Source organism: Pseudaminobacter salicylatoxidans (assembly GCF_003148475.1).
Lineage (GTDB): Bacteria > Pseudomonadota > Alphaproteobacteria > Rhizobiales > Rhizobiaceae > Pseudaminobacter > Pseudaminobacter salicylatoxidans.
Genome location: NZ_QGGG01000001.1, coordinates 90229 through 102547, shown reverse-complemented (window position 1 = coordinate 102547; position 12319 = coordinate 90229). Strand labels below are relative to the sequence as shown.

11 protein-coding genes are annotated in these 12319 nt (G+C 62.0%); 4 read left to right on the top strand and 7 right to left on the bottom strand.

All coding sequences use genetic code 11. From position 1 onward, the window contains the following. Nucleotides 1-87: 87 nt before the first annotated feature. From C7441_RS00430 to C7441_RS00415, 4 genes are read right to left on the bottom strand one after another with little or no spacing between them, the layout of a single operon-like run. Complete coding sequence (locus C7441_RS00430; protein ID WP_109611237.1) at nt 88-1050, bottom strand: PDR/VanB family oxidoreductase; 963 nt, start codon at nt 1048-1050, stop codon at nt 88-90. Further along, the gene (locus C7441_RS00425) at nt 1050-1676 is read right to left on the bottom strand and encodes a glutathione S-transferase family protein (RefSeq protein WP_109611236.1); all 627 of its coding nucleotides are present in this window, start codon (nt 1674-1676) and stop codon (nt 1050-1052) included. Before C7441_RS00425 ends, C7441_RS00430 begins: the two co-directional genes overlap by 1 nt. Beyond that, complete coding sequence (locus C7441_RS00420; protein ID WP_109611235.1) at nt 1676-2551, bottom strand: aromatic ring-hydroxylating oxygenase subunit alpha; 876 nt, start codon at nt 2549-2551, stop codon at nt 1676-1678. The genes C7441_RS00425 and C7441_RS00420 overlap by 1 nt, the downstream gene beginning before the upstream one ends. Continuing rightward, the gene (locus C7441_RS00415) at nt 2551-3234 is read right to left on the bottom strand and encodes a Rieske (2Fe-2S) protein (RefSeq protein WP_109611234.1); all 684 of its coding nucleotides are present in this window, start codon (nt 3232-3234) and stop codon (nt 2551-2553) included. Before C7441_RS00415 ends, C7441_RS00420 begins: the two co-directional genes overlap by 1 nt. Nucleotides 3235-3338: 104 nt before the next feature. On the opposite strand from C7441_RS00415, the gene C7441_RS00410 reads away from it, so the two are divergent. Then, nucleotides 3339-4283 carry a LysR family transcriptional regulator gene (locus C7441_RS00410; protein WP_109611233.1) on the top strand — a complete coding sequence of 315 codons (945 nt, stop codon included), beginning with the start codon at nt 3339-3341 and terminating at the stop codon, nt 4281-4283. A gap of 70 nt (nt 4284-4353) precedes the next feature. On the opposite strand, the gene C7441_RS00405 is transcribed toward C7441_RS00410, so the two are convergent. The 3 genes from C7441_RS00405 to proV are packed head-to-tail and all read right to left on the bottom strand — an operon-like array spanning nt 4354 to nt 7430. Further along, entirely contained in the window at nt 4354-5217 is an 864-nt protein-coding gene (locus C7441_RS00405; RefSeq protein ID WP_109611232.1) for a glycine betaine ABC transporter substrate-binding protein, read from the bottom strand. Between the two features lie 26 nt (nt 5218-5243). Then, nucleotides 5244-6176, bottom strand: a complete 933-nt coding sequence (locus C7441_RS00400; RefSeq protein WP_109611231.1) for an ABC transporter permease — start codon at nt 6174-6176, stop codon at nt 5244-5246. A 21-nt stretch (nt 6177-6197) separates the two neighbouring features. Continuing rightward, nucleotides 6198-7430, bottom strand: coding sequence for a glycine betaine/L-proline ABC transporter ATP-binding protein ProV (proV, locus tag C7441_RS00395; protein ID WP_109611230.1), 1233 nt, complete (start codon nt 7428-7430; stop codon nt 6198-6200). Nucleotides 7431-7792: 362 nt separating this feature from the next. Between proV and C7441_RS00385 the strand changes: the two genes are divergently transcribed. The 3 genes from C7441_RS00385 (at nt 7793) to C7441_RS00375 (ending at nt 12306) form a co-directional block, all read left to right on the top strand. Beyond that, nucleotides 7793-9319, top strand: a complete 1527-nt coding sequence (locus C7441_RS00385; RefSeq protein ID WP_109611228.1) for an FAD-dependent oxidoreductase — start codon at nt 7793-7795, stop codon at nt 9317-9319. A gap of 196 nt (nt 9320-9515) precedes the next feature. Next, nucleotides 9516-11114, top strand: coding sequence for a D-aminopeptidase (locus C7441_RS00380; RefSeq protein WP_109611227.1), 1599 nt, complete (start codon nt 9516-9518; stop codon nt 11112-11114). A 121-nt stretch (nt 11115-11235) separates the two neighbouring features. Continuing rightward, nucleotides 11236-12306, top strand: coding sequence for a hypothetical protein (locus C7441_RS00375; protein ID WP_109611226.1), 1071 nt, complete (start codon nt 11236-11238; stop codon nt 12304-12306). The last annotated feature ends 13 nt before the right edge of the window (nt 12307-12319 follow it).

Genomic DNA, 12319 nt, shown 5'->3' with positions numbered 1-12319 from the left:
AGTGACATGATCACCCCTTTCCAACGCCGGGCGATGAAGGGATGTCGGCTTCAAAATGCTACCTCCATTCCGAATTCCAGACCGCTTCTAGATATCCAGTATGAGAAGCTTGGACTTGCAGCGCGAAACACACGGGGTCATCAACCGGCCCTCTTCATGCTCGTCGTCCGAGAGATAGAGATCGTTGTGGAGCAGGTCTCCCTCCAGCACCGGCGTGACGCAGGTTCCGCAAACGCCCTGCTCGCAACTGGTCTGGATTTCGACCCCCGCCTCGCGCAGCACTTCGATGATCGTCTTTTCCGACGGCACGACCAGTTCGATCCCGCGCCGCGCCAGACGCACCACGAATTCGTCCGCACCGGCTTCCAGCTTGGGCGGCTCGGCCGAAAAATGCTCCAGCACGACCTGATCCGCCGTCCAGCCCGCATTGGTGGCGACGCTGCGCACCGCATCCATGAACGGGCCGGGGCCGCACAGATAGACGAGATCATCGGCAACCGGGCCCCGCAGAATTTCCTCCAGCACGTCGTTGAGCACCGGCGGCACCAAGCCGAAATGGTAGTTCACGCAGCTCGACCAGGCACTGCCGATGATCAGGTCGCGGAAAGCCATTTCGCTGTTGGAGCGCACGAAATAATGTAGCTGGAAATCGACGCCCCGCGCGCAAAGCGCCTGCGCCATGGACAGCAGCGGCGTCACGCCGATGCCGCCCGCCAGAAGAATGCTCCTGCCCCTGTTGCTGCGCAGGGCGAAATTGTTCTTCGGCCGGCTGATGCGCAGCCGCGATCCCTCCTGCAGATTGCCATGCATGGCGCTCGAGCCGCCCCGGCTGTTGGGCTCGCGCTTGACCCCCAGTACATAGCGTGAGCAATCAGCCGGATCGTTGACCAGAGAATATTGGCGGCTGATGCCGGGGATCGGGAACACGTCGATATGCGCCCCGGCCTGGAATGGAGGAAGCGATCCGGACGCAGGCTCCAGCACGAAGCTGCGGATTTCGGAGGTTTCCGACTGGATCTGGCGGACGATGACTTCGAGCTCTCCGTCCATCACACGAACTCGGCAACGCCAGGCATGGCATGGAAACCGTCGAGACGCCGGAAATCCCGCATCCAGTTGCGCAATGCCGGATAATCCTCATGACCGATCCCGCCATCACCCGACAGGGCGATATAGGGGAAGCAAGCGATATCGGCGATTGTCGGGGCGCCGCCGACAATCCACTTGCGCCCCGCAATCTCGCGCCCGGTCATGTGATCTTCGAGCACGCGCAAGGCGGCATGCGCGTTCGCCCGTGCGGCCTCGATGTCGAGCTTGTAGCCGAGTGCATCGTGCAGCCGCGCCGCCGACGAATTCATGAGTTCGCCGCCGGCGAACATCACCCACATCATCACTTCGCCGAAGCGCTCGTCACGTGGCAACCACTGGCCGCTGGTGTCGTATGTGTTGGCAAGGTGGCACAGGATCGCCTGCGCATCGCGCAGCATGAGAGTGCCGTCACGGAGCGCCGGGAGCTGTCCAAGCGGATTGATTTCGAGAAATTCCAGCGACTTGTGCTGGCGGCCGGGAAAGAAATCGATCTGCTGACGTTCATAGGCCAGCCCAAGGAAACGCAGCAGTAGCCGAACCTTGTAGCAGCTTCCCGACAGCGTGTAGTCATAGAGGGTGATCGTCATCAGGCTGCCTGCTTCTCGAGAATTCCGAACTGGATGTTCATTGCCTTCAGCCAGCGGCGATAGGCAATCGAACTGGCGTCGGCACGCGTCGGCAACTCATATGTCGGGTCGAGCGGCAGAAGCGCAGGCCGCTGGTTTTCCAGGATCACACGATCCTGCAGAAAGATGGACTGCTGGAATTCGATGATGTCGCCATCGGTGCTGACATCGTCCACCAGAGCCATCGGCATATAAGCCAGGCATTGCGTTTCACCGATTGGCTGGATGAACACGCAAATGGCGTCGTTGCGGCTCGGGTCGCTGTTCACCGTTTTGTAAAGCATGACGCTGAACGGCGACATGACACGGTAGATGTATTTGGTCATCTGTCCCGAAGTCGATGCCTTCGAAGCCGCCGGCTGGTAGAACGAGCAATCCACCGCCCATATCTCGTCGGCGTCCTTGCGGTGCTCGGTCTTGTAGGCGAGCACCTCGGACTTTTCCGGATCGCCGAGAATGTCCTTGTGGATGAAGCATAGATGCGCAAGGTCGAGGAAGTTCTCGATCAGGCGGTAGGGGCAGGTGCTGACGCCGACGCTGCCGCATCCCACGATGCGACGATCCGGCTCATCGAACTCACTAATCTCGGGCAAGGCGCGGGTCGGCTCGCCGAGGGTCGTGAAGATGCAATTGTAGCGGGTCTGCACCGGCAGGGACCTGCCCTCGGTGCCGGCATCCGACAATTCCACCACACGATAGTCATCCTGCGCGATACGCGCGACACGGATCGGCTGGCCGAAAATCATGGTATCGAGGTTGGTTCCGATAGCAATCTGGCCGAGCCAGCCGCACGGCACCCACTCATTCCTGGCAACGGTGTCGGTCGTCGCAACCATCACTTCTTCTCCTGTGCCATCTCGATTTCGGTGCGCAGCCGCTGCAGACGCCTGGCCAGGCTTGCCCTGGTCTCAGGCGTGCTGGCGCCACGCGCCACCACATGAAGGCCGATGCGATTGTCGGCGACCGGCTGCAGCGCGATCAGCAGTTCCAATTCGACTCCAATACCGAGCGCGATGGCGTTCGCATGCTTCAGTCTGACCATTGACGGCGCCCCGAAATCGAAGGCTTCGATTGCCGCCTCGACCTGAGCGGCGGAACCGTTGACATAGAGGCTGCGCACGGGCTCCCAACCATCCTCCGGTCCGAGATCGGGAAGCGGCGAAGGTGCGGCACGCTCCAGATTCGTCCACACGATGCCGTAGCGGGTCTCGGCGGGGTAGGATGCGGCACAAATCGTCTTGGGAGGCGTCAGGTCGGGATGTGCGGGAATCTCCACGCACTGCCCGTCCGTGCGATAGGCCCAGCCGTGATAGATACAGCGCAGGGAATCGCCGCGCACGAAACCGAAGCTCAGGCGCATGCCGCGATGCGGACAGCGATCCTCCCAGACCCGGACGGGGCCGTTTTCGCCGCGCCACATGGCCAGCATTTCGCCGTTCACGATGACCGGATTGCTCGATGCGGGCTGAACCTGCCGGTCGAGACCAATGCCTCGCCATTGATTGTGCTCGATGCCCATGGGCTCCTCCCCTGGTTATCTGGCTTATTTTCCCCGGACCATATTCTTGATCGCACGGGCACTATAGACCATTATTTTGAAACGACCTTGCGAGATTCTCGTACATGCAATTCGATGACGTCCTCGTTTTCCTGCAAATCGCGTCCAGCGGATCGCTTTCCGCGGCCGCAAGGGCTTCCGCAAAGCCCAAGACAACCATCAGCCATCAACTGAAGCGTCTCGAAAGCGAGATCGGCGTCCCGCTGTTCGTCCGGTCAAGCAACCGCCTGATTCTCAACGAGGCGGGCCGCGATTTTCTCGAACATGCGAAGAATATAAGGCGGGCCTGCGAACGCGGTCTCGATACGGCGCGCCGGCAACGCGAGCTTGCCTTCGGAACCCTGCGGATCGGATCGGGCGGGGAGTTTTCCTCCAACCTGATGGCGCCGCTGATATTGCATTTTGCGCGCCATCACCCGGATCTGCGGCTGGAAGTCATGGTCTTCCACGGTGACGCCCTGCTGGCGGCGCGCGACAGCCTGGATATCATCCTTTATCTTGGCGAGCCGCCGGTTCCGCAGGTCGGCGAACTGACCGCCCGCATCGTGGGCCGGTTCTCCTTCGGGCTCTATGCCGGCGAAGGCTATCTGGCGCGGCGCGGAAGCCCCGATTCGCCGGCCGAATTGAGGAAGCACGATCTCATCGGCGTGCACAGCGGCGAAGGCCTTACACTTTGGAACCTGAAGAACGGCCCCAGGGAGTTCAGCGTACAGCCCCACACCAGTTTTCTCACGAACGACTACTGGGTGGCCAAGCTGGCCGCTGTCCACGACCATGGCATCTGCTTCATGCCCGTCTTCTTTGCAAATGCCGAAGTGGAGGCAGGCCTGCTGAAGCCCGTTCTGCCTGAATGGCGTTCGAAGGATGTCGCGATGTACGCCCTGTTCGCCAGCCACCGGCTCCAGAACCCCAGCCTGCGCCTGCTCATCAGCTCGCTGACCGAGAACTTCAACGAAGTCTTCTCTTATCCCTACCAGGCAACCAGAAAGAGCACCTTCGGGCGCAACTGAAACGCCGCTGCAAAAAGACCGGCGGCAAAGTCTGCCGCCGGTCCATGCCTGCTGCCGAGAGACGGTTCGGTTATTCGCCGAGCCACTCCTTCACCCGGTCGGGATGGTCGGCGATGTATTTGTCCACCGCCTTGTCATAGGAAGTCTCCTGCGCATCGAACATGGCCGCCTCCAGTTCGGGGATAGGCAGGTTCATGCGCGACAGGAGTTCGGCAACCTTGGGGTTGTCTTCCTTGAACCCCTTGCGGGCGAGGATATCGATATGTTCGGCCTTGCCGAGCGAGCCCTTGGGGTCGTCGATATAGCGCAGCTTGTACTTGCCGAACATCCAGTGCGGGCTCCAGGCCGTGGCAACGAACCATTTTTCGGAGCGCATGCTGCGATCAACGGTGGTCAGCATGCCAGCCTCGCTGGAGATCTGCAGCTTGTAGTCCAGGCCATAGTCCTTGATCGCCTGCTCGGAAAGCCGCGTGAGGCCGGCACCCGGATCAATGCCCTGGATGGTGCCGCCGAGTTTCTGCTTCACCTCGTCCTTTTTCAGGTCCTCGATGGAGCCGATCTCGCTTTCGGGAATATACTGCGGCACGACCCAGCCCAGCTTCGCACCATCATAGATGGTGCCGAGGGTGTCCACCTTGGATTCCACGCGCTTGAAATAGTCGGCGTGGGTTTCCGGCAGCCAGGCCATCATCATGGCGTCTATATCGCCGCGGCTGACGCCCTGATAGAGCGGCGCCACATCGGTCTGCACCAGTTCGACCTTCTGGCCGAGCTTGTCCTGGATGAGCTTCGCGGCGAGCTTGGTGACGAATTCGGCGTCGGACCACGCAGCCCAGCCCAGCTTCACAGGCTTGTTGTCCTGCGCAAAGGCCGAGGTAGCCATGCCACCCGCTACGAGCGCGGCCAGGCCAATGCGTGTCAATGCTTTAAACATATTTTCTCCTTCTGGTTTTCGGGAGGTCAAGCGGCGGCCGAGCGCCGCTCGTTGTCAGCCGGAACGCCGGCGGCTTGCGAAGCCGCCTGAATGCGCCCGCTGGCTTTCCGGAAGGCAAGGAAGCTCAGAAGGCCCGAACTGCCCTTGCCGAAGCTCTGGGTGATGCGGTCGAGGACCACGGCCAGGATGACGACGGCCAGACCGCCCTCGAAGCCTGCGCCCACATCGAGGCGCTGAATGCCGGTCAGCACGGAATTGCCGAGGCCGCCCGCGCCGATCATGGAGGCGATCACGACCATCGACAGCGAAAGCATGATGGTCTGGTTCACACCGGCCATGATGGAGGGCATGGCATTCGGCAGCTGCACCTTGAACAGGAGCTGCGAGGGCGTGCAGCCGAAGGCCAAACCCGCCTCGATGAACTCGGAATGAACCTGACGGATACCGAGATTGGTCAGGCGCACCACGGGCGGCATGGCGAAGATGACCGTGGCGATCGTGCCCGGCACCGCGCCCAGGCCGAAGAACATCGCGGCCGGGATAAGATAGACGAAGGCAGGCATCGTCTGCATCAGGTCGAGCACGGGCCGCAGCAGGCCCGCCACCCTGTCGGAACGCGCCATGGCAATACCTGCAGGAATGCCGATAACGACCGCGATGACGGTGGCCGACAGCACCAGGGACAATGTTTCCATGGTGCCTTCCCACAGGCCCATATGATTGACCAGCGCAAGCGACACAAGCGCAAAGATAGCGAACTTCCAGCCCACCCGCCACAGCGACAGGATCGTCAGAATGGCGATGCCGGCAAGTGGCGGTATGCCGACCAGCACACCCTGAATGCCGCCGGTGACAAAACCGATCGCCGTGGCGATCGCATCCAGCGCGGGTGTGAAGTTGTCGAGAATGTAATTGACTGTGACGTCGGCGCCGTGGCCGACACTAAAATCCAGATCCATGATTTTTCCCTTCGGTTCGGCTCAACCGGCGCGGTCGAGCGTTTCCAGAAGTGACGACTTGCTGATGGAGCCGACATAGCGGCCCAACTCGTCGACAACGGGGACCGGCCAGCGGCTCTCGGCAACCCGGCCCAGCACGTTCGACACGGATTCAGCCGACGCTATCGGCTGTACGTCCTGCAGGAAGGCGTTGCGGTAAGGCTCCGCGACCTTGGCCTTGACCTTCTCGATCAGCGCATCCTGGCTGACCATGCCGTGATATCTGCGGTCGCGGCCGATCACGATGGCCACGTCGCGGCCCGATTGCTCCATCTGTTCCAGCGCGGCCGCCACGGAGACGCCCTGCCGGTCGATGATGGTGAGTTGTGTCCTGCGCGCGATGTCGCCGGCCTTGAACACCTGCGAGACATCGACATTGCGGAAGAAGGAACGCACATAGTCGTTGGCGGGTTTCGAGACGATTTCGTCCGGCGTGCCGACCTGCACGACCCTGCCATGCTGCATGATGCAGATGCGGTCGCCGATGCGCATCGCCTCGTCGAGGTCGTGGCTGACGAAAATGACAGTGCGGGTATTTTCGCTCTGCAAGCGCATCAACTCGTCCTGCATCTCGGTGCGGATGAGCGGATCGAGGGCGGAAAAAGCCTCGTCCATGAGCAGGATGGTCGGCTCGCTGGCCAACGCCCGCGCCAGACCGACACGCTGCTTCATGCCGCCCGAAAGCTCGTCGGGCATGCTGTAGGCATAATCCTTGAGGCCAACCGCGTCGAGGGCGGCGAGTGCCTTTTCGGTGCGCTCGGCCTCGCTTATGCCCGAAACCTCCAGCCCAAAGGCGGCATTGTTCAAAACATTGCGGTTGGGCAGCAACGCGAACGACTGGAACACCATGCTCATGTCGCGCCGCCGCAACTGGATAAGCTCGCGCTTCGACATTTTCGTGATGTCGCGGCCATCAATCTCGATGGCGCCTGTGGTCGGTTCGATCAGGCGATTGAGAAGGCGCAGCAGAGTCGACTTGCCGGAACCGGACAGGCCCATGATGACGAAAGTCTCGCCGGCCATGATGTCGAAACTCGCATCGTCCACCCCTATCGTACAACCGGTGGACGCGTGGATTTCGGATTTGCTCTTGCCCGCATGCGCCATTTCCAGCGCTCGCCCGGAGTCGTCTCCAAAAACCTTATAAACGTTCTTCAGACTTACCTTGATGACGTTCGAGGCATCTGATTTTGTGTTTTCATTACTTAATGCCATACTAAAAGATTAAAATCTGCCTGCATCAGCAGATTATCTCTCCTTTGCTATGAAATGGACAACGAATATCCCATACTGAATTCGGGACTTGGTGCCGATAACGTCCATAAAACGGAAGCGATATTCGGCAGCCAGAGCCTTTATATAAGCGGCGCGGGGGAAACTGTCTACCAAAAAGCCACCCGCATGACAATCTTGGGTTGCAATCAAGTGTACAGAAACTCCCATTCGGCCGACGAAATAAACCCTCGAATGATGCAGGAACGCAGTTTTCACGGGCATTTCGAGGGAACTTTTCGCTGGGCCCAGCGTCGAAAGGAAGAGTTGCAACGCGTCGATATTTTTCACAGGGATAGGATGTCATGGGTGCGCAATCGGAGAGGAACGAAGGACCGGATCTCACGCAGGGCGTAGCTGCGGAAGCGATCAGGGAAGGGCAGATTCTCGAAGGACAGGTGGACGGCGAAACGGTTATCCTTGCACGCAAGGGTGAGGAGATTTTCGCGGTAAGCGGCACCTGCACGCACTATAGCGGCCCACTGGCGAAGGGTCTGGTGGTCGGCGAAACGGTACGCTGCCCCTGGCACCATGCCTGCTTCAGCCTGCGCACCGGCGAGGCGCTGGGCGCGCCCGCCTTCGACCCCATCCAGTGCTGGAACATCGAGCAGCGAGACGGCAAGGTCTTCATCACCGGCAAGGCCGGGAAAGTGCCGGCGCCTGTAACGACCGCGGAGGCCGCCGCCCATCCGGAAAGCATCGTGATCATAGGTGGGGGTGCGGCCGGCTTCGCGGCGACCGAGATGCTGCGACGGCACAACTATGCCGGAAAGCTGACAGTTCTGAGCAGCGACGACGACGCGCCTTATGACCGACCGAACCTGTCGAAGGATTTTCTGGCAGGAGAAGCGCCTGCCGAATGGATACCGTTGCGTTCCAAACGGTTCTACGAGAAGAGGGACATAGATTTGCGGCTTGGCGCGACGGTCGAGCGCATCGATCCCTCCGCGCGCACCGTGACCCTGGCAGACGGCACGTCCCTCCCCTTCGAGCGACTGCTGATCGCGACGGGCGCCGAACCGGTGCGCCTGCCCATACCGGGCGCGGATGGGGACAATGTCTTCACACTGCGCTCCTGGGCTGACAGCCGCGCCATCATTGAGCGCGCGCAGGCCTCGAAGGTTGCCGTGGTGATCGGCGCAAGCTTCATCGGCCTGGAGACCGCGGCGGCCTTGCGCACCAGAGGGCTGGAGGTGCATGTCGTAGCACCGGAAGCGCTGCCGCTGGAAAAAGTGCTTGGCCCCGAGCTGGGAAAGTTCATCCGCGCGCTGCATGAAGACAAGGGCGTCACGTTCCATCTCGAAAACACGGTCGAAAGCATCGGCAAGGACGCGGTCAGGCTCAAGGACGGGGCCGAACTCAAGGCCGACCTCATCGTGACCGGCGTCGGCGTGAAGCCACGCATATCGCTTGCCAGGGATGCAGGGCTGGAGACCGGCTCGGGCATCAAGGTCGATGCCTTCCTCGAAAGCAGCGTTCAGGGAATATTCGCCGCCGGCGATGTGGCCGAATGGCAAAGCAGCTCGAGTGCGGAGCCGCGCCGGGTGGAGCACTGGGTGGTGGCCGAGCGGCAGGGGCAAGTGGCGGCGCTCAATATGCTGGGCGCAAGGCAACCCTTCACCGACACGCCCTTCTTCTGGAGCGCGCATTACGACACCTCGATCCGCTATGTCGGCTATGCCGGGGGCTGGGACAGCGTTGAGGTGGACGGCGACATCAAGGCCGGCGACGCCGCCCTGCGCTACAAGGTGAAGGGCCGCACCGTGGCGGTTGCTACGCTGGGACGCGATCAGGAAGCGCTTCGCGCAGGCGAAGAACTCAGGAACGCCTGAACCGGGCGCGCATATTTCGGACCTTTCTTCACGCCGGATTTTTCCACCGCGCGCTTGCGCAGCACATGCGCCCAGGTAATCTGCAAGGAATCAAGCAGCCGGATACAAGTCGGGTCGGTTGCTCCGTCGCCGGCGGTCGGTTTCCGGCCGGCGCGACGGAAATGCTGGCCCGCGCATAAATCAAAAGTGGATTTTCATGACCAAGCTGGATTTCGACGCGCTGGAAAAAGCCATCCGTTCGCTTCCCCTTCGCTTCAAGGGGCCGGGCGGCGTGGCCGGCGTGATGAAGGACGGCGAAGTGCTGTTCAGGCAGGCCTGGGGCTATGCCGATCTCGACCGGCATGTGCCGATGACCGTGGATACGCTGATGCCTATCTGCTCGATCAGCAAGCAATTCACCTGCGCGCTGCTGCTCGACCTTGCAGGCGATCCCTCGATCCTCGACGACAGATTTGCGCCACTGCTGCCCAACCTGCAGGGGGCACGCCCAACGGTCGCGCAACTATGCCACAACCAGTCCGGCCTGCGCGACTACTGGGCGCTGACTGTCCTGCACGGTGCGCTGGCCGATGGCATATTCGCCAGGGAGGACACCCGGCGGCTTTTCGCGCGCATGCGCGACACACATTTCGCGGCGGGCCACCACTATTCCTACTCCAACGGTAATTTCCGGCTGCTTTCCGATCTCATCGAGGAGCATGCCGGCAGACCTCTCGGCGCACTTCTTGAAGAACGCATTTTCGGCCCCGCCGGCATGGAAACCGCGCTATTGGCGACCGACACCAGCGCACCGCTCAACGGCGTGATCGGTTATGAAGGCAACGCCGATGTCGGCTTCTTTCCCGCCGCCAACCGCATCTATTGGAGCGGCGACGCCGGCATTGCCGCCAGCCTCAACGACATGCTCGCCTGGGAACGCTTCATCGACGCCACGCGCGACGATGAAAGCGGGCTCTACAACCGCATTTCCGCACCGCAGGCTTTTGCCGACGGAAGCGTCGCTCGCTACGGCTACGGCATTCAGCGCGAGACGATCGGCAACACCGCGGTCACCGGGCATGGCGGCGCGCTGCGCGGCTTTCGCTGCCGTCGCCTGCATGCCGCCTTCGAGCGGCTCTCGGTGGTGGTGATGTTCAACCATGACGCCGACGCCCATGCCGCCGCGCAGATGCTGATGAAAGCCGCACTGGGCGTTCCGGAGGAAAAGCCGGCCGGCGCAAGGCCCGGCAGCGGCTGGGAAGGCCGCTATATCGAACCCTCCACCGGGCTGGTGCTCACGGTAACGGCGCAGGAGGATCACCTGACGGCAAGCTTTGCCGGCTCACCCGAAAGGCTGGCGCTCGGCCAGGATGGTATTGCCATATCCGCTGCGACCATCCTCGAACGCGACGGCGATGCGATGCGCATCGAGCGACCGGGCGAAAACCTGAAATCCGTCGCGATCCGCATCTCCGGTGCGCCGCGCGGCGACATTGCCGGCCGCTTCGTTTCGTCCGAACTCGACGCGTCGCTGGAAATCACCGAGGTCGGCGGTGCTTTCTACGGGGCCTTCGAGGGATTTCTCGGTAGGGGCGCGATGCATCCGATCTATCCGACCGGCGAGGACGTGTGGCTGCTTTCCTGCCGCCGTTCCATGGATGCGCCCGCACCCGGCGACTGGACCATCCAGATCAGGCGCGACGCGGACGACCGGGTCTGCGGCCTCGTCATCGGCTGCTGGCTCGCGCGCAAGGTGGAGTACGATCTTGTCCGCGCTTCCTGCCCCGATGAACGCGCCGCGCGGGAGCCGGCCTGACACGAAAAATTAAGCCCCCGATGCTATCCCCGCCTCATCTTGAACAAGAAGGGGACGAGCGGGCTCATAAGGCGTCGTCGCGAGAAGGATGGGGGAAATCAGGGCTCTGAGACAATCGGATGTGGCCACGGTCGCCGCACTGTTTCAGCGTATCCTGCGCAAGACCTCGGCGCCCGCCACACCGGCTCTGGAGGCCTATCTCACACGCCTCTTCCTTGAAGGGCCGGAGCAGGATTCCGAAATCCATTCCCACGTCCATATTCGCGACGACGGCAGCGTTTCAGGCTTCCTGGGCGTGCTGCCACTGCCCTTGATGATGGGCGAAAGACCGGTGCGCGGTGCACTCTGCGGCACTTTCATGGTCGACAACCACGCCGACGACCCCTTTGCCGGTGCGCGGCTGATGCGGGCCTTCCTGTCAGGCCCGCAGGACATTTCTCTGACCGAGACCGCCAACGACATTTCCACCACCATGTGGCGCAGGTTACGCGCCACAGTGCTGCCCGAGCACAGCCTGGAATGGCTGCGCGTCATTCGGCCGGCGGGTTTCATCACCGAAATGGCCGCCAATGTCGTGGGCGCGGCGCGGCTGCTGGCGCCTCTGGCCAGGCCGGCCGATGCCTTGATCCGGCGCGGCGCGCCCGAACCGAGATGGTCCAGTCTGGCCGCTGCTATCGCCGAAGGAACGCTCGCCAGCCACGACCTCGACGACGAAAGCGCCGCGCATCTCTTCACCCGTTTCGTCTCGCACTTTGCCGTGCGGCCATCATGGCGCGAGGAAAACCTGCGTCGCATGGTCGAGGAATCCCGCCACAAGGCGACGTTCGGCGCTATGGTGCGGCGCATGGTGACCACGCGCGACGGCAAACCGGTTGGCATGTTTCTCTATTACGGCGACCCCGGCCGCATCGGCCGCGTCCTGCAAATCCTCGCAGCGCCCGGCCGCGCGGGCGAGGTCATCGACGCCATGCTCGCTCATGCCAACGAGCGCGGCATGGTGGCCTTGCGTGGCCGCGCCCAGCCCGCGCTGCTGGAAGCGATGCTCGGCCGACGCTTCGCCTTCGTCCATGCCTCATCGTCGATCGTGCATGCACGCGACCCCGCACTGATCGAACCGTTTCTGGCCGGCAAGGCCTTCTTCAACGGCTTTGCCGGGGAATCCTGGTCGCGTTTGATCGGGGACCGGTTTTGAGGGGATGGCGTGA